The sequence below is a fragment of the Pseudidiomarina taiwanensis genome (assembly GCF_003987435.1).
GTDB classification, from domain to species: domain Bacteria; phylum Pseudomonadota; class Gammaproteobacteria; order Enterobacterales; family Alteromonadaceae; genus Pseudidiomarina; species Pseudidiomarina taiwanensis.
In genome coordinates, this window is sequence record NZ_PIQG01000001.1 from 264,371 (window position 1) to 289,033 (window position 24,663).

Genomic DNA, 24,663 nt, shown 5'->3' on the forward strand with positions numbered 1-24,663 from the left:
TGTTTTAATAAAGCGAGTCAGATTATGGATTTTACCCCATCAAAACGCAGTCTCGAGTATCGTGAGCGCTTAATTCAGTTCATGCGCAATGAGATTGAGCCGATTGAGAGTAATTATCACAAAGAAAATCGGCGCCTCAATCCAGATGGCAATTGGCGTGAATGGCAGCTTGCGCCTGTTATTGAAGAGTTAAAACAGAAAGCAAAAGCAGCTGGGCTTTGGAATTTGTTTTTACCCGATGATGAGCTTGGTGCAGGCTTAACCACCCTCGAATATGCTCCCCTTGCAGAAGTGATGGGGCACAGTTTGATTGCACCTGAAATCTTTAATTGCAATGCGCCGGATACCGGCAATATGGAAGTGCTTTATCACTTTGGTAGCGCCGCACAAAAAGAGCAATGGTTGAAACCACTGTTAGCGGGTGAAATCCGCTCGGTGTTTGGCATGACTGAGCCAGATGTCGCCTCCTCAGACGCAACCAATATGCAGACCACCATCGTTGCGGATGGTGACGATGTGGTGATCAATGGCCGTAAGTGGTGGTCGACAGGGATTGGCCACCCCAATGCAAAATTAGCGATTGTGATGGGCTTAACTGACCCTGAAGCTGATCGTCATGCCCGCCACAGCATGGTACTGGTCCCGCTGGATACCGATGGTGTGACCATTGAGCGGATGTTGCCCGCTTTCGGTGAATATGATGCACCTTATGGACATGGCGAAGTCCGCTTTGAAAATGTGCGCGTTCCGAAAGCGAATCTTATCGGTAATCTTGGTGATGGTTTTAAAATTGCCCAAGGTCGGCTTGGTCCGGGTCGTATACACCATTGCATGCGCGCGCTTGGTGCCGCTGAAAAAGCACTGCAACTCTTTATTCAGCGCGGTCAGGACCGTATTGGCTTTGGCAAGCCGCTACTGCAATTGGGGGGGAATCTCGAGCGTTTAGCGGATATGCGCATCGCCATTGATCAAGCCCGCTTGCTGACCTTTTATGCGGCTTGGAAAATTGACCAAGTCGGAGCCATGAAGGCTTTGACAGAAATTTCTGCGATTAAAGTCGCGGTGCCAAATGTTCTGCAACAGGTTGTTGATGCATCAATTCAAATCCATGGTGGCGCCGGCGTCAGCCATGATGTGCCACTGACTGCACTATTTGCGACCGCGCGGGTATTGCGCATTGCGGACGGCCCAGACGAAGTACATCGCGCCACCATCGCCAAGATGGAACTACGCAAATATCGAGGTGCTTAAAATGACGGATAACCCGAGTAAGGTGCAAGATCAAGCAGGAGCTGTGCGTCCGGGCGAGGAATTACCTGAAGCGCAACTGCTAAGCTATCTGCAAACGGAGCTGCCACATTTAGAAGGTCCGATGCAAGTGACCCAATACAGTGGCGGCGCGTCGAATTGGACCTATCGTTTGCAATTTGCCAATGCCGATTTGATTTTGCGCCGCCCGCCGGCTGGTACCAAGGCCAAATCAGCTCACGATATGGGCCGCGAGTATCGCTTACAAAAGGCGTTAAAGCCGGTCTTTCCATACGTTCCAGAGGTACTGCTCTATACCGATGATGAGAGTATTATTGGGGCAGAGTTTTACATCATGGAACGCATTGCTGGGATTATTCCTCGCAAGAATATGCCCCGTGGACTCGATTTGTCCGAGAAACAAACCCGGCAGCTGTGTAAAAACGCAATCGATTGTTTGATTGAGCTGCACCAAGTCGATATTAAAGCGGCAGGTCTTGATAGCTTGGCCAAAGGCGCCGGCTACACTGAGCGCCAAGTCAGCGGCTGGTGTGAGCGCTATCGTAAAGCAAAAACTTGGAACGTGCCGTCAGGTAAAAAGCTGATGCGTTGGTTGCAGCAAAACATGCCAGCGCATGAAACCATTTGCATGACCCATAATGATTTTCGCTTTGATAACCTGGTGCTCGATGAACAGGACCCAACCCATATTATTGGTGTACTCGATTGGGAGCTGGCCACCCTCGGTAATCCGCTCATGGATATCGGTAACGCTTTGGCGTATTGGATTGAGGCGGGTGATGACCGCATCGCCCAATCAACCCGCCGTCAGCCGACTCATATTGCGGGGATGTTTACGCGGGCCGAAGTGATCGATTATTACTGCCGCAAAATGGGTGTGGATGTAAAAGATTTTCGCTTTTACGAAGTATTTGGGCTGTTTCGTTTGAGTGTGATCGCGCAGCAAATTTATTACCGCTATCACCACAAACAGACGCGCAATCCAGCGTTTAAAAATTTCTGGTTTTTAGTCAATTATTTACACTGGCGCGCACGCCAGTTAATCAAGAAAGGGTAAGCCATGCGTAAAACAATCTTAATTACCGGAGCAAGCTCTGGCCTTGGCGCTGGGATGGCACGGGAGTTTGCCAAACGAGGGCATAACTTAGCATTATGCGCGCGGCGCACCGAGCGTTTAGATGAGCTTAAAAGTGAACTGCTAGGGCGATATCCTGACATCAAGATCAGCGTGATGGCACTTGATGTAAATGACCACGATAAAGTATTTGAGGTATTCAAAGCCTTCAAAACTGAGTTTGGTAGTTTGGATCGCGTGATCGTGAATGCCGGGATGGGCAAGGGCGCCTCGCTTGGAACCGGTTACTTCTATGCCAATTTGCAAACGGCGCAAACTAATTTTGTGGCAGCTATTGCACAGTGTGAGGCGGCGCTAGAAATCTTCCGCGAGCAAAACGATGGGCATTTGGTCACCATCAGTTCGATCAGTGCTTTGCGCGGTATGCCGCGGGCGATGACCGTTTATGCTGCAACCAAAGCCGGCTTGTCCGCGCTGACCGAGGGCATCCGTGCGGATTTGATTCGCTCTCGTTCACCGATTAAAACGACGACCATTTGCCCAGGTTTTATTCGTTCTGAAATTAACGAGAAAGTTAAAAATACGCCGTTTATGGTCGATACCGAAACCGGTTGTCGCGCTATGGTCAATGCCATTGAGCGCGAACCCGTAAGTGCATACGTGCCGCGCTGGCCTTGGGCTATTATTGGCTTTTTAATGAAGCGTTTACCGCTCAAATGGGTGATGAAGCTCGGCTGAGCAATCAGTTACGCGCTCGGTCTGGATACTCAAGGTATACGGGCCTTGCGCGTCCCCTTGATAGACGACCGAACTGCGACTAATTCCGAGTTCACCGCGACTCACTGTATGCAGCAGTGTCAGCTGGTCGCGGCGATCAACTCGGGCCTGAAAGCAGGCATCAAGCGGTGCCGATACCAGTCTTTGGCTTGGCTCTTGGTTGGCCTCATAAAGCCACAGTTCAAGTCCTTCCCAGTTGTTTTTCTCGCCACGTCGACAATGAAAAAGTCGAACGTCTGCACCGGTATTGGCAAGCTCGTGCCGGTCGAGTAGGCGGCAATCGACTTGCTCAGGAGTATCGGGTTCTGCATGAATCAGTTTGTAAATTAAGACACTGACAAATAAGACTGCGAGAGTCACAGCTGCAGCGCCTAGCCACAACGATAATCGACGCAACATCGGGCTTTGCCTCTTGGTTTAGAATGCGCTGACGATTATGGCATTGTGAGATATATTAGTCGAATGCTATGGTAGAGCATAACACCAAGGGAGCATACTCATGATAAGCGCACTCATCATCGCAGTGATCGGTTTTGCGGTCATGCTGTCAGGGATCTGGGAGCAACAGTTGTGGGTCATTATTTTAGGGGTATTCATGCAACTGTTCGGAGTCATTTGGTTCCGGCTCAGTTGGAACAAACAAGCACGTGAGGATAACAACAACAATGAATAATGCACGTATTTTAAAGCGGATTGCAGCACTTGCGATCATTGTCAGTGGCATCTTGCTGGTGGTTCTTGCGAATGAGCGCTGGCTTGGCTTGGCCTTCTTAATTTTTGGTATCGCATGGTTTGTATTGCAGCCAACCAAGCCAGTCACAGGACCTGACGGTCAAACGACGCAACCTATAGGCTCGCAAGAACCACTGCAGTGGTATCAATCGCCGATTTTATGGGTCCCGGTCGTGGTTGCCATTATTGGCCTACTGGTATGGTTGTTTGGAGGCCAGGGATGAATCTAACGACGCGACTGGTCGTACTCGCAGGATTAGTTGGGTTGATGTTCTACTCGGCTAGCGCAAATCAACTCTGGGCGATCATTGCTGATTATCAGTTGGATTGGTATGCCCTCGGGGTGCCGCTTGCGTGGGGTGTTATTTTGGGGGCATTGAGTAATTTACTTGGCTTTCAATTTCTCAAGACATGGTTGGAGCCTGCAACTTATATTGCGGCCTCGCTCATTACCTTAGGCTTAACTGGGGCTGCCGCAGTCTATGTTGCCCATCAAATTGGTGGGCTTACGCTGGCACCATTGATGATTAGTGCAATTGGCTTAGGGGTCTATTTCTGGGCCTACAGCTTTGCGCGATTTAATGCGGCGGCAGAGCGCAATAAGGATAAACAGAGCAAGTGATTAAACTGAACTGCGATATGGCAGAGAGTGCGGACCACGGTATGGTCGCGAGTGACCGTGAGGTCATGCCCTATATCGATATGGCTAATATCGCCTGTGGCTTTCATGCCGGTAGCGCACCCACTATGCTAGCGACCATCGCACTGGCACAACAACATGGCGTCGAACTTGGTGCGCATCCCTCGTACCCTGATCGGGAGAACTTTGGCCGCACGAGTATGCAACTGCCAGCGCAAGAACTCCGCGCTTTGTTGCTCTATCAACTCGGTGCTATGGCGAGCTTATGTCGTCAGGCCAATGCTCGCTTAAGCTATGTTAAACCGCATGGGGCACTCTACAACGATATGCAAAACGATCGTTCGCTGTTTCGCACTGTCGTTGAGAGCATCGCGAGCTTTAATCAAAATCATGGTGTGTCACTCTACCTCGTCACCTTGGCGCACCCTGACCATGCCTGGCAGAGTGAGATTGCGCAACAGTTTAACCTTGCCTTGAGCTTTGAAGCGTTTGCCGACCGCCGTTATCAAGCAGATGGTTATTTAACACCGAGGCGCTTAGCCGGTGCGGTGTTAACTGACGAAGCAGAAATCCTCCAACAGGCCCAAGCTTTCGCTACCGGTTCACCTATTTTGTGTCATGATGGCAGTTGTCTGACGATTACCGCGGATACCTTATGCGTTCATGGTGACAACCCACATGCTATTGCAACTGTGAGTGCGATTCGGCAAATGTTACTTAGCAATGATCGTTCATGAACTATCCACGTGTGGTGCCCGCCGCTGTTGATGCGGTGATGATTGAATTCGCCGATGAGATTTCCCTGCCAGTCCATGAACAGGTCATGCGCTGCTTGGCTTGGCTAGAACAAACCAAGGATACTGCGCTGCTGGAGTGGGTCGCCAGTTATCGAACTGTGATGGTCTATTTTGATTTGCGTCGAACCGATGCGCAGCAAGTGATACGAACTATCGAAGCTGCACAATTTGGTCAACAGCAATCTCTCAAGCAAACGAAATCGCCTCAGCTCCACCAGATTGAGGTGTGCTATCACCCCAGTCTTGGGCTTGATCTTGTCGAACTTAGCGCCACAGCCGGGCTGTCAGTGGAGCAATTTGCTCAGCGTCACAGTGAAGTGGGATATCGGGTCTATGCGCTTGGTTTTGCTCCCGGTTTTGCCTATCTAGGGGACGTACCTGAGCAATTAAGATTCCCGCGTTTAGCGACTCCGCGTAAAAAAGTGCCGGCAGGCAGTGTCGCCATCGCCAATCAGCAAACAGCCATTTACCCTAAAACCTCGCCGGGCGGTTGGAATATCATCGGCCGCGCGGTGCGTTGGCCAGAGTTTGAATTGGGTGACCGAATTCAATTCAAGCCCATTAGCCTGGCGCAATTCGAACGCATGGACGCGAGCCGATGACAGTGCTCACTATCCTTCAGCCGGGGCTTGCTGCAACCTTGCAAGATAGAGGTCGGTTTGGCTATTTACAGCGGGGCATAAGCTTAGGCGGTCCGATGGATGAAAATGCCTTTTTATGGGCGAATCGATTGCTCCTAAACGATTCAAATTGTGCCCAAATTGAGGTCACTTTGGGGGGCTTTAAAGGGCAGGTGGAGCAATCGACTTGGTTTAGTCTCACCGGCGGCTTGAATTGGTTCATCGATCAGCGTCCAGTTAAGGCTTGGCAAAACTATTTCATCGAAGCGGGGAGTAGCATTGAAGCGCGCCCAGGAGCAGGTTTGCGCGGTTATTTAGCGGTTGTGGGAGGGTTCAAAGCCGTGCCAGTATACGGCAGTGTTGCCACCGTCAGTCGCGATCAACTCGGTGGCTTGCAAGGCCAAGGCCGGCTCTTGCAAGTAAACGATGAACTCTGCGCTGTCGCGGCTCCTGCACACGCGTCGACGCAGATTAATCGGCGCCCGCAACGGCAATTTATTCCGAACTATTCAGACCCGCTTGAAATTCCGCTTATCGCTACTGGACAATACGAAATGTTCAGTGCACCCATGCGCGAATTATTTACTCGCCAAAGCTATACCGTAACAGCTGAACAAGACCGCATGGGGATGCGTCTAGAAGGGGATGAGCCAATCGAAGTACCAGAGCGCAATCTTATTTCCGAGCCGTTACCCGTAGGTGCCGTGCAGGTCCCTGCTGGCGGCCAGCCGATTGTCATGTTGCGCGATCGGCAAAGCTTGGGCGGTTATCATAAAATCGGTACGGTCACGTGGCATGGCTTGAACCGGCTCAGCCAAGCTGTTGCAGGAACAAAATTACGGTTTTATTGGCAATCTATGGCCGCTGCAGAAGCAGAATATGTTGCCGTGATGCGCTTCTTCAACCTTGCCAGATAGCCGATAAACTGCGATCATAGGCGGATATTTAAACCGGTTTGAACCTGGAGTAGCAATTACCATGGCAGCAGAAGCGCCTCGCCGTAACTTTATCCGCCAAATTATCGATAATGACCTTGCTAGCGGCAAGCATCAAAGTGTCCATACCCGTTTTCCGCCTGAGCCAAATGGCTTTTTACATATTGGCCATGCGAAATCGATCGTATTGAATTTTGGGATTGCTGAGGATTACCAAGGCACCTGTAATTTGCGCTTTGATGATACCAATCCACTCAAAGAGAAAGTCGATTACGTCAACTCAATTCAAGAAGATGTCAGTTGGTTGGGCTATCAATGGCAGGGTAAACCGCGCTATTCATCAGATTATTTTGAGCAATTACATGGCTTTGCGATTGAGCTTATAGAAAAGGGCTTGGCCTACTGTGATTTCTCCAGCCAAGAGCAAATGCGGGAAATGCGTGGCACTTTGAAAGAGCCGGGCGTTAACAGCCCTTACCGCGATACCTCGGTCGAAGAGAACCTACGTATCTTCAATGATATGACAGCGGGCAAATACGCCGAAGGTGAAGTCTGTTTACGCGCCAAAATCGATATGAGCTCACCGTTTATGGTGTTGCGCGATCCGGTGCTCTATCGCGTTCGCTTCGCCCACCACCATCAAACCGGTGATAAGTGGTGTGTTTACCCTATGTATGACTTTACCCACTGTATTTCGGACGCCCTTGAGGGCATTACGCACTCACTCTGTACGCTTGAATTCCAAGACAACCGTCGCTTATACGATTGGGTCCTCGATAACATCAGTATCGATTGTCACCCGCAGCAAATTGAATTCTCACGGCTGAATTTGCAATACACGGTGATGAGTAAGCGGAAGCTGAATTTGTTGGTGGATGAGGGCAAGGTCAGTGGTTGGGATGACCCGCGTATGCCGACGATTGCTGGAATGCGTCGTCGTGGTTATACGCCAGGCTCAATTCGTGAGTTTTGTCATCGAATTGGGGTGACGAAAATGGATAATCAGGTCGAAATGAGCATGCTCGAGGCCTGTATTCGGGATGAATTGAACCAAAATGCACCACGTGCGATGGCGGTTATCGATCCGATTAAAGTTGTCATCGAAAACTACCCAGCTGAACAAACGGAAACGCTAAATGCCCCGAACCATCCGAATGATGAGCAGATGGGCACGCGCGAAGTCCCGTTCGCGCGCGAACTATATATTGAAGCTGAGGATTTTCGTGAGTCAGCGAATAAAAAATATAAGCGTTTAGTACTCGGTAAAGAAGTGCGCTTACGCAACGCCTATGTGATCAAAGCTGAACGCTTTGATACGGATGCCGATGGCAAGGTAACAACAGTTTATTGTAGTTACGACCCGGACACTTTAGGCAAAGATCCGGCCGATGGGCGCAAAGTGAAAGGGGTCATTCACTGGGTTGCTGCAGCACACGCTAAAGCTGCCGAGTTCCGGGTATATGACCGTCTATTTAAAGTGCCAAACCCAGCTGCTGAAGAAGATTTCTTTAGTGCTTTAAACGAAGAGTCATTGCTGGTGAAGCATGGTTTTGTGGAGCCTTCGCTGCAACAAGCTGAAGCAGAAAAAGCGTTTCAGTTTGAACGTATTGGTTATTTCTGTGCCGATAGCAAAGATAGCTCAGCAGAACACTTAGTGTTTAATCAAACGGTAGGTTTGCGGGATAGTTGGAACGAGGGCGCATAAGCCCTCGTTGTTGCCTCGTTAAGCTCAGCTCATGCTATAGGCAAGTAGCTCGATACGAGCCGCGACGCCATATAGCAGCGAGCTATCTTGGCTACTCTCTATTTGGTCTAGGCGCGGCCATAGCTCAGGTAGTTGCTCGATATATCGCAGTGCCTTAGTCATCGCCTCTTGTTCAGCCTCATTTAGTTCAGCTTGTTGCAATTGCGTCAGGCGCGCGATAGCAATCTGGGTAAAACCTGCCGCATCTTGATATTCATGCAGCATCGGCTGGTTTGGGTCGAGTCCTAGTTTATACTCTGCCGCGGCCGAACGGAGCATGGACGATAAAGCGAGCAAATGAGATCGCACAGATTTCTGCGAACTTTGTTCAACGCTTGTTATCGCCGTTTCTAACTGAGCATATTTTGCTTCGACTTGCGCTGCTGGTTGCTCTTGTGTGACGGCTTCGGTTAAGGCCTCAAGCTGGCTTGCAAAACCATCGACCTGACGGGCTTTGAAACTAGGGAGTAGGGCAGCATAGAGTTCATCTTTGGGATGTTTCATATGCGTTTTAGCCATCTCCATATGACCATCGCGATAAAGCTGCATCCCGACCCATAAATGCCCTCTAAGGAGACCGAGATGGGCAAGATAAGCAGCGTCATTAGTGGCTAGATCGACTTTCTGGCCACCTTCACCACCTTCATCACCTTCACCCGCTTGGAATAGCATCATTGCAGGTGTTAAGGCCGGTGTTGCCGCTGTGGCTGGTGAGCTTGGCGCAAGGTAGATTGATGAGCCTGCGACCGCTGAAGTTGTGAGAGCTAAGCCTACGGCACGCCAAAGTTTGCGTTGTTCTTGCATAGCAGTATCTTTACTCAAGTGATATGGTGGAATTATCATTTCACAAATAAGAATTATTCTCAATAAGTGGATTCATATGATTCTTCAAATTGATGCGTTTTTAGCCGCCGAAGAGTGTCAAGCAATCATAGATACTCTTGCGGACACTGACTTTAATTCAGGCCAAGCGACGGCTGGAGGCGCAGCGCGCCAAGTAAAACATAACGAGCAAATTACCGCACCTGAACATCCGGCGCTGCAACTTATTCAGCAACGCCTGCAGCAACATGCGTTGTTTCAGCAAGCAGTGCTACCGAAACAATGTGCTCGGCTTATGCTGAACCGTTATCGAGCCGGAATGGAATACGGCTTACATGTTGATGATGCAGTGATGAACAATGTCCGCACGGATATTTCATTTACCTTGGTGTTGAGTCCAAGTGACGGGTACCAAGGGGGTGAATTGGAGTTACATGATGCCAGCGGAGTCCGCAGTTGGCGTCTAGAGCAGGGCCAATTATTAGTGTATCCGAGCCATTATTTGCATCAGGTGACGCAAGTAACAGCTGGTGCTCGAGTTGCCTGCGTCGGCTGGTGGCAAAGCCGAGTGCGACAAGCTGAACAACGGCAAATTCTGTTCGATCTTGGACAAACCGCACAACAGTTACTGCAACAGGGCAATACCCAAGCGTACCAAACGCTGGCGTTGAGCCATGCGAACTTGTTGCGGATGTGGAGTGAGGTCTAGGCTATTCGTTGGCGTCGCCGTTATGCTCGCAGGTGTCAGGGGTCTTGCATTCACCGTAGAGATAAAGGCTGTGGTTGGTCAGACGAATATTATTGGCATTAGCGACCGCTTCTTGGCGATCTTCGATGATTTGGTCTTCGAACTCAAAGACATGACCACAGGTTAGACAGACGAGGTGGTCATGGTGCTCTTTAGCGCTCAATTCAAACACTGAACGGCCGCCTTCAAAGTGATGGCGGGTTACGATACCCGCATCATCAAATTGGTTGAGGACGCGATACACTGTAGCGAGACCAATCTCTTCATTTTGCTCGAGCAAGACCTTGTAAACATCTTCTGCGCTCACATGCTGATTTTCAGGTTGTTTTAAAATCGCCAAAATCTTCACCCGTGGTGAAGTGACTTTAAGTCCTGCTTTTTTCAGTTGTAATTCGCCAGGATTGCTCATAGTTCTCGCTTATCTGTGGTCGTTGATTGCATCCTATTACAGCTTACGCTAATTCGGCAAGCCCCATCTCGTCCTTGATCTGCGCACACCATTGTTTAACGCGCTCTTTGGTTAACTCCGGCTGGCGGTCTTCATCAATACCGAGACCGACAAAGTGAGCGTCATCGACAAGCGCCCGCGACGCTTCAAAATGATAGCCGTCCGTCGGCCAGTGACCAATGATAATCCCGCCACGGGCTTCAACGATATCGCGAATTGTTCCCATCGCATCGAGGAAGTACTCAGCGTAGTCTTCTTGGTCACCACAGCCGAACAAAGCAATGAGTTTGTTGTTAAAATCAATCTCTTCAAGCTCAGGGAAGAAATCATCCCAATCGCATTGGGCTTCGCCGTAATACCAAGTTGGAATGCCAAACATCAGAAGATCGTACGAGGCGATGTCTTCTTTTGATGATTTAGCGATGTCATGCACGTCGATGAGCTGTTTACCGAGCTCTTTTTGAATCATTTGTGCAACGGCTTCGGTGTTGCCGGTGTCACTGCCAAAAAAAATACCAACGCTTGCCATAGTGTTGTACTACCTACTCACTGTTAAAGATTAAAGACCTGCTTCCCAAATCGCCTGAATGATACCTTTGGCGATAAAGCCTGCACAGCCCAAAAAAAGAACCAACCATACGAACCACTGACCAAATTTTGGCACGTTCGCTTTTTTCAGCACATCACGAATTGCCAGCCCAATTAAAATAAATAAGACGGCGATGGCAAAGTCAGTGCCAATGGTTTCAATTAACTCAAAATGCTCAGCTAACATTGTGTCTACTTCAGGTTGTTTGCGCCGTATTTTAGCATAAAGCGAATGCTACTGCGACTGCTGTTGCGCAAGGAATGACAGCACTAATCGATTAAAAATATGGGGCTTTTCAGCGTGTAACCAATGCCCTGTATCCGCAATTACTTTTACGTCAGTGTCGCTGAAACGATCACGGATAGCCGACTCATGTTCAGCCGTTAAATAATCCGAATTGCCGCCCTTAATGAACAAAATAGGGCCGTTGTAGTGACCGCTCGAAATCTCTCCATTAATTTGCGGGTAATTGTGCTTAATTCCCTCGAGGTTAAGGCGCCAAGCAAAGTGGTCATCGACTCGCGTTAGGTTTTTTAGCAGAAATTGCCGAACCCCAGGCTCAGCAATTGATTTCGCCAGCGCTTGGTCGGCCTCTTTGCGCTGACTCATGGTATCAATCGGGAGCTGTTCGAGTGCCTCGAGAATATGATTATGGCGCGCTGAGTAGCCCACAGGTGCGATGTCTGCAGCAACCACTGAAAGCACTCGCTCAGGTTTTTGCAAGGCACATTGCATGGTGATTTTCCCGCCCATGGAGTGGCCAATCAGATGGGCTTTGTTAATCTTAAGGTGGTCCATGAGCCGAAACACATCAGCGGCCAGCTCTGGATAGCTCATTTGTTCTGAGTGAAATGAATCACCGTGGTTACGGACATCGAGGTAAACGACGTCATAACTGTCTTCAAGTTCACGGCCGAGGCGTTTGAGGTTGTCGAGATCACCAAATAAGCCATGAATCAAAATCGTTGTGGGCGCATCAAGCTGTCCACTTCGTTGATAATTTAATAACGCTGGTGCGGTCATTCTCTGCCTCGCTCTGTACCCCGTGAGTCGGATCAGTATAATACACGGCTTGACGGTATTTGTGTGGTGATTAAGTGAGCAATCGATGACAAAGCGGATAGAAATTGATGATGAATTGTACCAATTTATCGCATCCCATACCCAGCATATAGGCGAGAGCGCCTCAGCAATTTTACGGCGATTACTCGACTTATCCGCCATTGCTGAGCCGCAGCAAGATATCGAAACCGTCGCCAATGAACGCAAAGCAAGTGGGCGGGTATTTGATCGTCTCACCCATGCGGACCTAGCCGGTCAACGGAGTATCGTTGCGCGCTTTTTGCATATCCTCGCAAGTTTACAAAAATGCCACCCAGAGCAGTTCCATCGCGTACTCGAAATCAGTGGCCGCGACCGCCAGTACTTTTCACGCTCGCGTTTGGAATTAGAGCAAACCGGCAACAGCACGAATCCTAAGCCGATTCCAGATACGGATTATTATGTGGTCACCAATAATAATACCACTCGGAAAAAATCGATTCTGACCCAGGTCGCAATCATGCTAGGCTACACTGATGGTGAAGCAGAACGAATAAGGGACTTTTTGTAATGGCGATTCATGAACGGGCAGGGCAACGCGCCCAGCAAAATGACTTAACCAATATTGCCCAATTAATTACGGCATACTTTGTCAATGAAGTAGACCCTCGTCAGGCGAGCCAACGGGTGAGTTTTGGTACCTCCGGTCATCGTGGGTGTGCGCTGACGCACTCATTCAACGAAGCCCATATCTTGGCGATCAGTCAAGCTTTGGTCGCTTATCGGCAAGAACAGGGTATTACTGGGCCTTTGATGCTTGGTCGCGATACCCATGCACTGTCTGAGGCGGCCTATGTCACTGCACTGGAAGTATTTATCGGTAACGGCATCGAAGTCCATGTACAAGCGGATGACGATTACACTCCAACGCCTGTGATTAGCCACGCAATTTTGAGCCATAACCGAGGTCGTACAAAGGATTTAGCCGACGGCGTAGTCATTACCCCATCACATAATCCGCCCGCGGACGGTGGCTTTAAATACAATCCACCGCATGGCGGCCCAGCGGATAGCGACGCGACCAAGATCATTGAAAAATATGCCAACGCCTTGCTCTCAAGCGATTTGCAAGGTGTGAATGCGGTAAGTTATGAAGAAGCTTTAGCCAGCCCGTTGTTGAAACGTGTCGATTGGCGCAGTCAGTATATTGAGGGCTTAAGCTCAGTCATTGATATGGCGGCCATCAAAGCCAAGGGAATTCGTATCGGTGTTGATGCCATGGGCGGTGCAGGGGCGCGTTACTGGCAACAAATCGCCGCGCATTACGGGTTAAATATTGAAGCACATAACACCCACGTCGATCCGACTTTTTCGTTTATGAGCCTCGATAAAGACGGCAAAATCCGCATGGACTGCTCGTCACCTTATGCCATGGCGTCGTTATTAGAAATGAAAGATAGCTATGATATTGGTCTGGGTAATGATCCCGATTATGATCGACATGGCATCGTGACGCCGAGTGTTGGCTTAATGAATCCGAATCACTACCTCGCGGTGGCGATTGATTATTTGTGCAAGACGCGCTCTTGGCCTGCGTCTGCGGCGATTGGGAAAACCTTAGTTTCAAGCGCTATGATTGATCGCGTGGTGAAAGCGCACCAGCGGACCTTGTTAGAAATGCCAGTTGGCTTTAAATGGTTTGCTGCAGGCGTCGCTGATGGCAGCATTGCTTTTGCCGGAGAGGAGAGTGCTGGAGCGACCTTCTTGAGCTTGCAAGGTGAGCCATGGTCAACCGATAAAGATGGCTTTATTTTAGCCTTATTAGCGGCAGAAATCTGTGCCACTGAAGGGATTGACCCAGGGCAGTACTATCAAAACCTCTGTGCTCAGCACGGTACCTCGTATTATCAGCGTATCGATGTGGCGTCCAGCACCGAGCAAAATGCGCGGTTTGGTCAAATTCGCGGCTACAAACTGAAGTTAGAACAGTTAGCAGGCGATGCCGTGACAGATATTCTTACCAAAGCGCCGGGCAATGATGCGCTGATCGGTGGGGTCAAAGTTGTCATTGCGAACGGTTGGTTTGCGGCACGGCCTTCAGGTACTGAACCCATCTATAAAATCTACTGTGAGAGTTTTGTCAGTGCCGAGCATTTGCAAGAGCTTGCCGAGCAAGCCCAGCAAGCGGTTAACCAGTGGTTGAGTTAGCCTCGCGCTGAAGCTCTTCTTCTTCCGCCAGGGCCGTTAAGATCTCATCTGAGGCTTGCCCTGGTGGAATCATGGCGTATGTTGCACTGGCTTGTTGGTCATCTGGCTTCGCGCGGCGCGTTACCCGATACAAGGAATAGCCACAGACTAGGGCGGTCAGTAAAGCCATCAAGTAGAAAAAGTAATTCGCGCTGCCGAGTTGCATCAGCACCGCCACCAGTGGCGCTCCGATAATTGAACCCACCCCACCAATTTTAATAATCGCACCGGTCGCGCCAACCATTTGGTCGGACTCTAAAAAGTCGCTGGTATGCGCCATCCCAAGTGAATACAGCGGCATTGCAAAGGCCCCATACAGCGCGACAAGTGGGTAGATAAAGTGGACGTAGTCGGATGTTAATTGCGATAAAATTAATGCAATAACAGCGGCGCCTCCCGCACAAATGGCCATCACAATGCGCCGATCAATCCGATCTGAGAGAATTCCAAACGGTGTTTGTGCGAGCATACCGCCAAGAATATACGAGGCCATAAAGAATGAGATTTCACTAATACTCAAGCCGATATAAATGGCATAAACCGGACCAATCGCATAGAACATGGCGTAACACGCCTGCATGATAAAGGCATTGACCATGCCCAGTGGCACCAGCTTGAACAGGCTTTTCATGGGCACTTTAACTGGGTCATGGGTGGTCGGCTCGACCGTCACACTAATTAAAATAGGGATCAGTGCGAGATTGATGAGCAGCGAGATAATCGCAAAGGCCATAAAACCGCTTGGATCGGTTAAGCCGAGAATCAATTGCCCCGCGACTAGACCGCCATAGATAAGAACCAGATAAACACTTAGGAGTTTGCCGCGGTTTTTATTATCAGCCATGGTATTGAGCCAGCTTTCAACGATTACAAAAATCGCCGAGTTCGCAAAGCCCGTTAGAAAACGCATCACAAACCAAACCACCGGTTCGACCCAGAGTGCTTGGACTAAAATACTCACGGCGGCTAGGGCGGCCAGTCCGCCAAAGGCACGGATATAGCCGACGCGGCGAATATCTTTCGGGGCACGCGTGGTGCCAAATAAAAAACCAACAAAATACGCCGACATGATCAAACCTGTGGTGACCGTGCTGAACCCTTCAATGGTTGCTCGCAGCGACAGCAGGGTACTGGTCATTCCGACACAAATTCCGATTAAGGTGATGCTCCCTAAAAGTGAACTAATTGCGCGGAGTTGCTGTTTTAACATGACGTATTTTTGGCCTAATGATGTATGAGTAAAATTAATTTGCACTGTAGCACAGCAACACGCTTTGCTAAACCGAGAATCGCGGCAATCGGTGACAATACTTGCTCCCAATCCATGCGCTGTTTATGATGTCGATTGAAACCGAATATTCTGGGATGTAATCGGGATTTTATGCCAGCCTTTTATCGCCATATTCTAATGCTTGTCGCGCTTTTGAGCGTGACTGTCGGTCATGCTGCAGTTGAACTGAAACAACTGTATCAGAACCGAGTGCAGGTGAATTCGCAAGCTACAACTGAGCGAAATCAGGCGCTTCGTGATGCCTTTACCGCAACTTTACTCAAAGTCACCGGTGACACTGAGTTAATCAATCATCCGGCCGTGCAAAACGCACTCGATAACGTCCGTGATTACGTCGTTCAATATGGTTACCAGCAAGATGATGGGCTATTTTTGTGGGCGCAATTTGAGCAAGCACGGGTCGAAGCCTTGATTCAGCAGGCTGGTTCGGGCGTTTGGAGCAATCTGCGTCCGCAGCTATTAATCTGGTTGGTGGTCGAGGATGAGAATTTACGTCGCGAGGTCCTCTCCAGTGCCGATGAATCCATCCTCACCCAGCAACTACGTAATGCCGCCACAGCGCGGGGGCTACCCGTTCAATTCCCAGTCCTCGATTTGAACGATCGGATGGCGATTGATACCGTCGATATTTGGGGCCGGTTTGAAGACCGGATCGCTTTCGCCAGTGCCCGCTATAGTCCCGATGGTGTGATTGTGGCGCGCGCGTATCAAAATGATCCATCTCTTGCCGCTGAACGCTGGCGTATTGATTGGACCTTGAATTTAGGCGATTTACGTTGGCGGGGCGCGGTAGATGGCATGGATTTGAGCCTACTTGGTGCCGATTTAGTGGCCGATATTACCGCGCAATTAGCGCAACGCTATCGTATTGATGCCAGCGAAGAGACCTCGCGCCTCTGGCGTATTCAAATTGCTGGACTCGATAGTTTAGCCAAAGCCATAGCTGCCGAGCAGTTGCTGAATGACCTACCCGCAGTTGAAGATGTGCAGTTGATTCGATACCAGCAGCACCAAGGCGTGTTTGAGTTACTGACCCAGGCCGCGCCTGCTCGATTAATGCAAGCGTTGGATCTGAGTAAGCAAGTGAAACCAGTCTATCTTGAACCAGAGTCGCAAGAGCAACCTGAGCAGACTGTGATGCCGCACTATTTATGGATTCAAACTCGATGAGTTTTGAACAATTGCCGTTATCGGTTGAACCGCCGCTAGATGAAACCTTTGCCACCTACGTTGCTGGCGCTAATGCCGAGGTAGTGAGTTTACTGCAAAGTGAATCACAGCCGCTGGTTTATCTCTGGGGCAGCCACCAAACCGGTAAAAGCCATCTCTTACATGCCCTGTGTGCCGAAGCCAGTGCTACACAGCAGAGTTTGATGTACCTGCCGTTGGCTGAATTAAAGCAGGTGGATGAGCCGGAGGTGCTGCTGCAGGGGCTCGCCGAAGTCGATCTGTTATGCCTTGACGATGTGGATCAAGTGATTAGTCACCGGGCCTGGTGTTATGGGCTCTTTGCGCTTCTAAATCAGCGTCTCGACCGAGGCAGTGGGCGTACGGTTATCACCGCCAATTGCTCACCGCAACATCTTGATGCGGCACTTGCGGATGTTCAGTCGCGGTTGCAATGGGGCTTAGTGTTGCAACTTAAGCGGTTAGCAGATGAGGATAAGTTAACGTTGCTGCAGCGCCGCGCAGAGGCGCTTGGCTTGCAATTAAAGGATGATGCGGCGAAGTTTTTGATTCAGCGTAGCGGGCGCGATTTAAGCGAGTTGTTGCAGCAACTGAATCGACTGAATCAAGCATCGTTTGTTGCCAAACGACGCTTGACCATTCCATTCATTAAAGACGTGCTCGGTTATTGACCTTTTTTCAATTTCGGTAAGGTTAAACCAAGTGCACGACCCTGCCAGCGTGCATAAAGAGTACAACCAACAAATGCCATGCTAGTGAATAGAATTTCAATGATGGCCATGTTGCGCTGCTCTGCACTGATATAAACCATGGTGAAACCATGCAAGAAGTACCACATCAAAATGAAGTTGGCCCAAGCGAAGGTAAAGGGATTGCCTTTGAGCATGCCTGGCAGCGGTAATAGCAGCGGCACAATCCACAAACCGACGCGGAACAATAGACTAAACTCACTGTGGGCATTGCACAGCAGTTGCCAAATCAGCGTTAACCCTAATAGCCCTAAGTAACCAGCAAGAGCGATGGTTTTAACCAGTCGGATATGCTCTGGCTTTGCGTGTTGCATCAAGTCGTCTCCTATTTTAATCGTGCGGCAGCGCGTGCGACCCGTTCACCGAGGGCGCTAGCAAGTTGTTTTTCGATAGCCGTAATACGGGCCCCGGCGGCATGCTCAACATGGCTGGCTCCGTATGGACTGCCGCCGGCGTCGGTTTGCTGTAAACCCGGCTCAGTGTAGGGTAGGCCAACTAACAACATGCCGTGATGAAGTAGCGGCACCGCCATCGACAGTAAGGTGGTTTCTTGGCCGCCATGCATGCTTGAGCTTGAGGTAAACACCGCACCCGGTTTATCTACCAACACGCCCTTGAGCCAGGCACTCGAGTGTTGCTCAAAAAAGCGTTGTAACCCGCTTGCCATATGACCAAAGCGGGTTGGGCTGCCAATGATCAGAGCGTCACACTGGTTGAGATCATCTTCGACGATCGCTAAATCACGACTACAGGCCGCATCTGTGTCAGTTGGAACGGTTCGTAGCAAGGCTTCCGCGCCAGTTTTTTCGACTCCACTGGCAATCGCATCAGCCAATTGCTGAGTTTTGCCACCACGGCTGTAATACAAAATCACGATGCGCGGAGTGCTCATCTTATAAAATCTCCAATACTTGTTCAGGTGGACGGCCGAGTCGGGCGCTATCACCCACCACCACAATCGGGCGCTCGATTAATTTCGGGTGCGCCACCATGGCCTCAAGCAAGGCATCTTCGTCGCTGACGTCAGCGAGTTTAAGCTCTTTATAAATATCTTCTTTGGTCCGCATTAACTCGCGCGCACTACTAAAGCCGAGGGCTTTGATAAGTTGCTGCAAAGTTGCCGCGCTAAGTGGCTGCTTGAGGTATTCAACCACGTCAATTTCTGCGCCTTGCTGTTCAAGAAGTTGCAAGGTTTGACGGCTCTTGGAGCAACGCGGATTGTGGTATATGGTAACCTTAGTCATAATCAAAACATCCTAGCAATACAACATAATAAAAGCTTAAGGGATTGCACATGCCTTGTCGATTGATGATTCCAGCAAAATTTACGCTAACTCTCGGTTTATTGTTCATTTTGGGGTGTACCCCAGCGCCTGATTTTCACACCAACCAAGGCGCTGAACAGCGCTGGGAAGCGCTAGAAGGGCAATATGTCGTGGTAAACTATTTTGCCGAATGGTGTGCACCGTGTTTGCGCGAATTGCCTGAATTGAACGAATTTCATCACCTTCATGGTGACCAAGTGAGTTTGTTTGGGGTGAGTTTCGATGGCTTAGATAATGTTGCTTTGGCTGATCTGCAACAACGGCATCAGATCGAATTCCCTTTGATACTAAATCAACCGGCGCCGTATCTCCCGTTTCCACGTCCGGAAATGTTACCCGCGACCTATATCGTGACCCCAACAGGCGAAGTGAAAGGGCCGTTACTCGGGGAACAGAGTTTAGCCACCTTACGGGCCGTGACTGAAGTCGAATGATTAGCGCTGCAGGGCGGCGAGTTGACGTTTCTTGTCGAGTAATTGGTCAATCCGCGCCTGTAAGCGGCGCTGCTCAAGCTCGCTGCCATTTTGTTTGTAGGCATTATGCAGATTGTTGATGGCCTCATCGAAATTGCCATACAGCGCATAAAGTGCTGCCCGCTGTTCGTACATCTCGCTCGTTTTACCTAATTTGGCATAGGCATTTGCTAGTAAGTCGATTGCCAGAACATTGTCACTTTCTTTTTGCAGGTAGGCCCGCAATAGGTCGACCGCGAGTTGCGCCTGTCCGGCTTCGAGCGCGACATTGGCGTAGTTAAGGGTAATGGTTTGCTCATTCGGTAAGCGCAGGTAGGCTTGCTCCAGCATGGCCAAAGCTTCGTTGTAGCGCTGTTGTTTGAGCAAAATATCAGCTTGTACATCGATAAAAAATGGATTGCGTGGCTCAGCCGTAAGCAAAGGTGCGAGCGTACGTTCGGCCGCTTCTGCATCACCACGGTCGAGTTGGACGATGGCAATACCATAGCGGGCTGCTGCCACTATGGCTGGGTCATTGGCGCTCAACTGCTGACGGAAAGTTTGTTCAGTGTGCGATTGTAAATGGCGTGCATACACGCGGTATTTTGCCAACCAATAGCGACGCTCATCACGATTGATGGGGCTTGGCAGCAAATCTGCCCGCTGCCGAGTATCGGCAATCCGGTTTTCGCTTAAGGGGTGAGTTCGCAGCATTTCTGGCAATTTACTGGAGTAACGATATTTTTCCGCTAAACGGCCAAAGAAGGCAGGGGCACCTTGTGGGTCGAAGCCTGAGCGGACCAATATATCCATGCCAATTCGGTCAGCTTCCTGCTCGAACATTCGCGAGTAGTTCAATTGCGACTGTTGAATCCCTCCAATACTGCCACTTAAAGCCGCCATCCCTAAATCAGGGCTGACCATTCCCAGAATGATCGCGCCGAGCACGCCGGCGAGCGCCAATCCGCCGTTGTTTTGTGAGGTTTCAATCTGACGGGCTAAGTGGCGTTGAGAGACGTGGACAATCTCGTGACTTATCACCGATGCTAATTCAGATTCGTTGCGGGTTTCCGCGATTAGGCCGGTATTAATTCCGACGTGGCCACCAAAAAAGGCAAAGGCGTTAATGTCTTTTTGATTTACCCAGAAGAAAGTAAATGGAAAACGAATTCCCTCGGCCTCACGCACCAAGCGTAAACCAAGGTCACGCAAGTATTCAGCTAAGACTGGGTCAGCGACGAGTGGAGCAGTGGCGCGAATTTGGCGCATATATAAATCGCCCATGATTTGCTCCCGCTCGACCGAGAGCGCACCCCCACCAGCAGTGCCAATATCCGGCAACCGATCTTGCTGTGAGGCTGCTTGGGCACAACTGAAAGCAAAGAAAAGTGCAAACAACGCACTGATTAATTTTTGCAACTGCATACGACGCCTAGGTTTATTAATCTGCTGATATGAGTAGCTTAACCGCAAAAGGTTCCTTATTATTAGCCCACTATACTCAATAATTTGGAGTTGGCTAGGCATGTTCGACTACCTCAAGAACTGGTATCAGCGAAAATTCTCCGATCCAGATGCGGTGACCTTGTTCCTGTTGTTGGTCACAGCGTTTGCACTGATCATTCTATTTAGCCAAGTTCTTGCGCCGATTTTGTTGGCGATTGCTTTGGCCTACCTGCTCGAGTGGCCAACTCAAAAGCTCCAACGTGCCGGCATTTCTCGGTTTGCCAGTGTGATTACTGTATTCAGTTTATTTATCGCGCTTGCGGTGGCCCTAGTGCTATTTTTAGTGCCGGTTATTTGGCAACAGTCCGTGACCTTAGCCGGTGAACTACCCGCCATGCTGAGCAATGCGAAACAATTGCTCTATCGTTTACCCGAACTCTTTCCTAATTATCTGAATGTCGGGCAAATAGATCACTTTATTGAGGTGAGCACGGCGCGCTTACTGGCGTTTGGTGAAACGATTTTGGGACAATCGCTGAATCAATTAGTCGGGGTCATGACCATTTTGATTTATCTGATTGTGGTGCCCTTACTGATCTTTTTCATGCTCAAAGACAAAGAGCAATTGCTTGCTCACGTGAATAGTGTGTTGCCTTATAACCGTCGCTTGATTTCGCAAGTAAGCGGTGAAATGCACATTCAAATCATGAATTACATCCGCGGCAAAGCGATTGAAGTATTGATTGTCGGGGTGGTGACATTTGCAGTCTTTACCGCGTTTGAATTGCGCTATGCCGCCTTACTCGCCGTTCTTGTTGGGCTATCAGTGTTAATCCCATATATCGGTGCGGCAGTGGTGACCTTGCCAGTGTTCCTGGTTGCCTTATTCCAATTTGGCTGGAGCGCCATGTTTGCCTACGTATTGTTGGCATATCTTGTGGTGCAAGCGTTAGATGGGAACTTGCTGGTACCGTTATTATTCTCTGAGGCGGTCAGTCTTCACCCTGTCTATATTATCGCAGCGGTTTTAATTTTTGGTGGCTTGTGGGGTTTTTGGGGGGTGTTCTTCGCCATTCCGCTGGCGAGTCTGATCAAAGCGGTGATTCGAGCGCTTTCCACACCGCCCGAGCCACCGCAATCTCAGCCAACGAGTGATTAGTTTGCGGCCAGATAATCCAGTACCACCTGGTGGTGATCTTTGGTTTTGAATTGATCAAAAACGTGGGCGATGGTGCCGTCTTGATTGATCAAGAAGCTGATGCGGTGAATGCCATCAAATTCGCGGCCCATAAACTTCTTCGGTCCCCATACACCAAAGGCGTCGGCAATCGCGTGGTCTTCGTCGCTTAATAAAGTGAAATTGAGGGCATCGCGCTCAGTAAACTTGGCGAGGCGTTTGGGGGCATCAGGACTAATACCGACTACACTCACTTGTTGAGCAGCTAGCTCTGCCTGATGGTCACGCAACTGCTGGGCTTGTACGGTACAACCTGGGGTCATTGCTTTCGGGTAGAAATACACTAAGACCCGACCTTGGCTGAGTAAATTTGCCAATTCTAAGGTGTTTTCGTTGGCATCGAGAAGGCTAAATTGTGGCGCTTTATCGCCGGCTTGCAACATTTTCATGAACAAGACTCCTTAGTTGCTGTCAGTAGATGGTCATCAATCACAAATTCATGCGGGATCATAACGGCTCCCCCTTGTGTTTGCTATACGGTGAAAGTACCATTGTGGACTACAAATTTGTTGGGGGAAAGCATGCTAAAAGGCAGTATTGTCGCTCTAGTGACACCGTTTACCGAACGGGGCAACATTGATTACAGTCGCTTACAGCAACTGGTCGATTGGCACTGTGAGGCGGGGACCGATGCAATTGTTGCGATGGGAACCACGGGTGAGGCGACGATGATGCGGCATGACGAGCATATTGCAGTGGTCAGTGCCGTTACCGAAATCGCGGCAGGTCGCATTGCGGTGATAGCTGGCAACGGGTCCAATTCAACCGCCGAAGCTGTGCATCTGACCGAAAAAATGGACCATTTGCCATTGGCGGGTTTTTTAAACGTTAACCCGTACTACAACAAACCTTCACAGCGTGGCTTGGTGCTGCATTATGAAGCCTGTGCGGCGGCCAGTGATAAACCCCAGTTGCTCTACAATGTCCCGTGTCGTACTGGGACTGACTTATTGCCAGAACATGTCGCTGAAATAGCCCAAATCGACAATATTGTCGGGATCAAAGAAGCGACGGGTGATATCCAGCGTATTCAGCAATTACGCGAACGATGTGGGGATGACTTTATTCTCCTGAGCGGGGATGATTCGACCGCGTGTGACTTTATTCTCAATGGCGGCCAGGGTGTCATCAGCGTTACCGCCAATGTGGTCCCCGCACAACTCAAAGCTATGGTTGCTGCAGCAAGTGCTGGTGCGACGGAATTAGCACTTGAATTAAATGACAAACTCGCGCCGCTGCATGCGGCAATGTTTGTTGAGGCGAATCCGATTGCGGTGAAGTGGGCGTTATCACTGATGGGCAAAATTGATGCAAATTATCGTTTACCCATGACCCCACCTGAACTTCCTCAACAACAAGAAATCGAACAAACACTTAGAACAGCCGGATTAATTTAACTGCGGAGTCGCAATGAAACGTTCACAAATGGCCCTGGTGCTGGCAGCTAGCACTGCCCTAGGAGCTTGTAGCTTTACCCCACCGGAACAAGCCGCGGGAGATTTTGATTATGCTCAACAGCAGTTGAAAGACCCGATTGAAGCAGCTCCTGGGTTGGAATTTGATGCCCAAAGTCAACGCTATCAAGTTCCAGAGGGCGACTTTCCAGGCGCACTTGGCGCCCAACTCAATATTCGTGCACCCATTGTAGTACGAGCTGTGGCCGCGGGGAGCCGGGTAGAAGAAACAGAAGATCAAGTTCGGGTTTATTTTGACGAGCTTGAGAATATGGATTCGCTGGCGCCATTCGTATGGGAAAATGTCCGTGCCGGAGTTAGCCAGCAGGGGATAGATATCGTCTCGGAGCAGACCGAACAAGAACTTGTCACAGGTTGGGTTAGCGAGACGGCATTGGTCGGTGAAGATGAACTTGAAGTGGTGAATCAACGCCGCTTTAAAGTGTCGATGGATACCGCATCCCATGGCCGCACCACCGCCGTTAAGGTCGAAGTGCTCGAATCGCAGTCACAGGGGCCGGGTTCTGCGCTCTATGATGCTGAAATGGGGCAGCGTAATGCCGCAACAGCTCTCTTAAATGCTCTGATTGTTGAAGTTGCCGTTGCGCAAATCGACGAGGATATCTTAACTACGCGCGACACCAGCCTAAACGTGCAAGCGGGCTTTAACCAAGAAGGCTTCCCAGCGCTGGTTATTGACGGTAGCTTTGCCACCGTATGGGCGTTGATGGGACAAGTATTACCTGAACTTGGCTTTGAAATTGATGATTTAAACCAATCAACTGGCCAGTATTTCACCACCTATAGCGAAGAAGCTTCTGGCTTCGACTGGGCCTTCTGGCGCGACCGTCAACAAGGTAAATTGCCGCTCGTAGATGGTGAATATATGATCCGGGTAACGGGAGATCGGACGACAACAACAGTGACTTTGCATTATAATGACAAGCCACTCTCAGCCGATGACCTGACGCGAATTTTTGGTCCATTCGCCGCGGAGATCCGCAAGCAAAGTGGTCTATAACTTAACCTTATTAAAG

At 49.8% G+C, this 24,663-nt stretch carries 31 protein-coding genes; 19 read left to right on the top strand and 12 right to left on the bottom strand.

Translation table 11 applies throughout. The features are described from left to right. Positions 1-24 precede the first annotated feature (24 nt). Genes CWI83_RS01230 through CWI83_RS01240 form a run of 3 tightly spaced genes read left to right on the top strand, consistent with a single transcriptional unit; the run spans position 25 to position 3,082 of the window. Entirely contained in the window at positions 25-1,251 is a 1,227-nt protein-coding gene (locus CWI83_RS01230; RefSeq protein ID WP_126824606.1) for an acyl-CoA dehydrogenase family protein, read from the top strand. A gap of 1 nt (position 1,252) precedes the next feature. Continuing rightward, the gene (locus CWI83_RS01235) at positions 1,253-2,326 is read left to right on the top strand and encodes a phosphotransferase family protein (protein ID WP_126824608.1); all 1,074 of its coding nucleotides are present in this window, start codon (positions 1,253-1,255) and stop codon (positions 2,324-2,326) included. Positions 2,327-2,329: 3 nt separating this feature from the next. After that, positions 2,330-3,082, top strand: a complete 753-nt coding sequence (locus CWI83_RS01240; protein ID WP_126824611.1) for an SDR family oxidoreductase — start codon at positions 2,330-2,332, stop codon at positions 3,080-3,082. Here the strand turns inward: CWI83_RS01240 and CWI83_RS01245 are convergent. Further along, positions 3,050-3,520 carry a hypothetical protein gene (locus CWI83_RS01245; RefSeq protein ID WP_126824613.1) on the bottom strand — a complete coding sequence of 157 codons (471 nt, stop codon included), beginning with the start codon at positions 3,518-3,520 and terminating at the stop codon, positions 3,050-3,052. The two genes, CWI83_RS01240 and CWI83_RS01245, sit on opposite strands and share 33 nt — an antisense overlap. Positions 3,521-3,620: 100 nt before the next feature. On the opposite strand from CWI83_RS01245, the gene CWI83_RS10555 reads away from it, so the two are divergent. From CWI83_RS10555 to glnS, 7 genes are all read left to right on the top strand, one after another. Next, positions 3,621-3,794 carry a hypothetical protein gene (locus CWI83_RS10555; protein ID WP_157980348.1) on the top strand — a complete coding sequence of 58 codons (174 nt, stop codon included), beginning with the start codon at positions 3,621-3,623 and terminating at the stop codon, positions 3,792-3,794. Continuing rightward, positions 3,787-4,077, top strand: coding sequence for a hypothetical protein (locus CWI83_RS01250; RefSeq protein ID WP_126824616.1), 291 nt, complete (start codon positions 3,787-3,789; stop codon positions 4,075-4,077). The genes CWI83_RS10555 and CWI83_RS01250 overlap by 8 nt, the downstream gene beginning before the upstream one ends. Then, the gene (locus CWI83_RS01255) at positions 4,074-4,475 is read left to right on the top strand and encodes a hypothetical protein (RefSeq protein ID WP_126824619.1); all 402 of its coding nucleotides are present in this window, start codon (positions 4,074-4,076) and stop codon (positions 4,473-4,475) included. The genes CWI83_RS01250 and CWI83_RS01255 overlap by 4 nt, the downstream gene beginning before the upstream one ends. Further along, positions 4,472-5,230 carry a 5-oxoprolinase subunit PxpA gene (locus CWI83_RS01260; protein ID WP_198677225.1) on the top strand — a complete coding sequence of 253 codons (759 nt, stop codon included), beginning with the start codon at positions 4,472-4,474 and terminating at the stop codon, positions 5,228-5,230. Before CWI83_RS01255 ends, CWI83_RS01260 begins: the two co-directional genes overlap by 4 nt. Then, a complete protein-coding gene (locus CWI83_RS01265) occupies positions 5,227-5,892 on the top strand; it encodes a 5-oxoprolinase subunit B family protein (RefSeq protein WP_126824622.1) in 666 nt (221 codons plus the stop codon). Before CWI83_RS01260 ends, CWI83_RS01265 begins: the two co-directional genes overlap by 4 nt. Next, positions 5,889-6,827: a 5-oxoprolinase subunit C family protein gene (locus CWI83_RS01270; protein ID WP_126824625.1), complete on the top strand. Its 939-nt coding sequence runs from the start codon at positions 5,889-5,891 to the stop codon at positions 6,825-6,827. Before CWI83_RS01265 ends, CWI83_RS01270 begins: the two co-directional genes overlap by 4 nt. 61 nt (positions 6,828-6,888) lie before the next feature. Beyond that, positions 6,889-8,550 carry a glutamine--tRNA ligase gene (glnS, locus tag CWI83_RS01275; protein WP_126824628.1) on the top strand — a complete coding sequence of 554 codons (1,662 nt, stop codon included), beginning with the start codon at positions 6,889-6,891 and terminating at the stop codon, positions 8,548-8,550. Positions 8,551-8,574: 24 nt separating this feature from the next. Here glnS and CWI83_RS01280 read toward each other — a convergent pair whose 3' ends face one another. Continuing rightward, entirely contained in the window at positions 8,575-9,393 is an 819-nt protein-coding gene (locus CWI83_RS01280; RefSeq protein WP_126824631.1) for a hypothetical protein, read from the bottom strand. 76 nt (positions 9,394-9,469) lie between these two features. Here CWI83_RS01280 and CWI83_RS01285 point away from each other — a divergent pair, with 76 nt between their 5' ends. Then, positions 9,470-10,120: a Fe2+-dependent dioxygenase gene (locus CWI83_RS01285; RefSeq protein WP_126824633.1), complete on the top strand. Its 651-nt coding sequence runs from the start codon at positions 9,470-9,472 to the stop codon at positions 10,118-10,120. A 1-nt stretch (position 10,121) separates the two neighbouring features. On the opposite strand, the gene fur is transcribed toward CWI83_RS01285, so the two are convergent. From fur to CWI83_RS01305, 4 genes are read right to left on the bottom strand one after another with little or no spacing between them, the layout of a single operon-like run. Continuing rightward, positions 10,122-10,568, bottom strand: a complete 447-nt coding sequence (gene fur, locus CWI83_RS01290; protein WP_126824635.1) for a ferric iron uptake transcriptional regulator — start codon at positions 10,566-10,568, stop codon at positions 10,122-10,124. Positions 10,569-10,611: 43 nt separating this feature from the next. Continuing rightward, positions 10,612-11,136 carry a flavodoxin FldA gene (fldA, locus tag CWI83_RS01295; RefSeq protein WP_126824638.1) on the bottom strand — a complete coding sequence of 175 codons (525 nt, stop codon included), beginning with the start codon at positions 11,134-11,136 and terminating at the stop codon, positions 10,612-10,614. A 30-nt stretch (positions 11,137-11,166) separates the two neighbouring features. Beyond that, a complete protein-coding gene (locus tag CWI83_RS01300) occupies positions 11,167-11,382 on the bottom strand; it encodes a DUF2788 domain-containing protein (protein ID WP_126824640.1) in 216 nt (71 codons plus the stop codon). A 48-nt stretch (positions 11,383-11,430) separates the two neighbouring features. Then, positions 11,431-12,219 carry an alpha/beta fold hydrolase gene (locus CWI83_RS01305; RefSeq protein ID WP_126824643.1) on the bottom strand — a complete coding sequence of 263 codons (789 nt, stop codon included), beginning with the start codon at positions 12,217-12,219 and terminating at the stop codon, positions 11,431-11,433. An 85-nt stretch (positions 12,220-12,304) separates the two neighbouring features. On the opposite strand from CWI83_RS01305, the gene CWI83_RS01310 reads away from it, so the two are divergent. Beyond that, on the top strand, positions 12,305-12,808 hold the full coding sequence (locus CWI83_RS01310; protein ID WP_126824646.1) for a replication initiation regulator SeqA: 504 nt from the start codon (positions 12,305-12,307) through the stop codon (positions 12,806-12,808). Next, a complete protein-coding gene (pgm, locus tag CWI83_RS01315; protein WP_126824649.1) occupies positions 12,808-14,445 on the top strand; it encodes a phosphoglucomutase (alpha-D-glucose-1,6-bisphosphate-dependent) in 1,638 nt (545 codons plus the stop codon). The genes CWI83_RS01310 and pgm overlap by 1 nt, the downstream gene beginning before the upstream one ends. Here pgm and CWI83_RS01320 read toward each other — a convergent pair. Beyond that, a complete protein-coding gene (locus CWI83_RS01320; RefSeq protein WP_126824652.1) occupies positions 14,426-15,694 on the bottom strand; it encodes an MFS transporter in 1,269 nt (422 codons plus the stop codon). The genes pgm and CWI83_RS01320 overlap by 20 nt on opposite strands. A 171-nt stretch (positions 15,695-15,865) precedes the next feature. Here CWI83_RS01320 and CWI83_RS01325 point away from each other — a divergent pair, with 171 nt between their 5' ends. Beyond that, the gene (locus CWI83_RS01325; protein ID WP_126824655.1) at positions 15,866-16,945 is read left to right on the top strand and encodes a DUF2066 domain-containing protein; all 1,080 of its coding nucleotides are present in this window, start codon (positions 15,866-15,868) and stop codon (positions 16,943-16,945) included. Continuing rightward, positions 16,942-17,634, top strand: coding sequence for a DnaA regulatory inactivator Hda (gene hda, locus CWI83_RS01330; RefSeq protein WP_157980349.1), 693 nt, complete (start codon positions 16,942-16,944; stop codon positions 17,632-17,634). The genes CWI83_RS01325 and hda overlap by 4 nt, the downstream gene beginning before the upstream one ends. On the opposite strand, the gene CWI83_RS01335 is transcribed toward hda, so the two are convergent. The 3 genes from CWI83_RS01335 to arsC are packed head-to-tail and all read right to left on the bottom strand — an operon-like array spanning position 17,628 to position 18,956. Continuing rightward, on the bottom strand, positions 17,628-18,026 hold the full coding sequence (locus CWI83_RS01335; RefSeq protein ID WP_126824661.1) for a DUF2069 domain-containing protein: 399 nt from the start codon (positions 18,024-18,026) through the stop codon (positions 17,628-17,630). The genes hda and CWI83_RS01335 overlap by 7 nt on opposite strands. 11 nt (positions 18,027-18,037) lie before the next feature. Beyond that, positions 18,038-18,604: an NAD(P)H:quinone oxidoreductase gene (gene wrbA / locus CWI83_RS01340; protein WP_126824664.1), complete on the bottom strand. Its 567-nt coding sequence runs from the start codon at positions 18,602-18,604 to the stop codon at positions 18,038-18,040. A gap of 1 nt (position 18,605) precedes the next feature. Next, on the bottom strand, positions 18,606-18,956 hold the full coding sequence (gene arsC / locus CWI83_RS01345) for an arsenate reductase (glutaredoxin) (protein WP_126824667.1): 351 nt from the start codon (positions 18,954-18,956) through the stop codon (positions 18,606-18,608). Between the two features lie 50 nt (positions 18,957-19,006). On the opposite strand from arsC, the gene CWI83_RS01350 reads away from it, so the two are divergent. After that, complete coding sequence (locus tag CWI83_RS01350) at positions 19,007-19,471, top strand: TlpA family protein disulfide reductase (RefSeq protein WP_241969846.1); 465 nt, start codon at positions 19,007-19,009, stop codon at positions 19,469-19,471. Here the strand turns inward: CWI83_RS01350 and bepA are convergent, their stop codons facing one another. Then, the gene (gene bepA, locus CWI83_RS01355) at positions 19,472-20,914 is read right to left on the bottom strand and encodes a beta-barrel assembly-enhancing protease (protein ID WP_198677226.1); all 1,443 of its coding nucleotides are present in this window, start codon (positions 20,912-20,914) and stop codon (positions 19,472-19,474) included. Between the two features lie 100 nt (positions 20,915-21,014). Between bepA and CWI83_RS01360 the strand changes: the two genes are divergently transcribed. Further along, on the top strand, positions 21,015-22,094 hold the full coding sequence (locus CWI83_RS01360; RefSeq protein ID WP_126824671.1) for an AI-2E family transporter: 1,080 nt from the start codon (positions 21,015-21,017) through the stop codon (positions 22,092-22,094). Here CWI83_RS01360 and bcp read toward each other — a convergent pair. Beyond that, positions 22,091-22,561, bottom strand: a complete 471-nt coding sequence (gene bcp / locus CWI83_RS01365) for a thioredoxin-dependent thiol peroxidase (protein ID WP_126824674.1) — start codon at positions 22,559-22,561, stop codon at positions 22,091-22,093. The two genes, CWI83_RS01360 and bcp, sit on opposite strands and share 4 nt — an antisense overlap. Positions 22,562-22,693: 132 nt before the next feature. Here bcp and dapA point away from each other — a divergent pair, with 132 nt between their 5' ends. Together dapA and bamC are read left to right on the top strand one after the other, a co-directional pair. Beyond that, complete coding sequence (gene dapA, locus CWI83_RS01370; RefSeq protein ID WP_126824677.1) at positions 22,694-23,569, top strand: 4-hydroxy-tetrahydrodipicolinate synthase; 876 nt, start codon at positions 22,694-22,696, stop codon at positions 23,567-23,569. A 13-nt stretch (positions 23,570-23,582) separates the two neighbouring features. Further along, the gene (gene bamC / locus CWI83_RS01375; protein ID WP_126824679.1) at positions 23,583-24,647 is read left to right on the top strand and encodes an outer membrane protein assembly factor BamC; all 1,065 of its coding nucleotides are present in this window, start codon (positions 23,583-23,585) and stop codon (positions 24,645-24,647) included. The last annotated feature ends 16 nt before the right edge of the window (positions 24,648-24,663 follow it).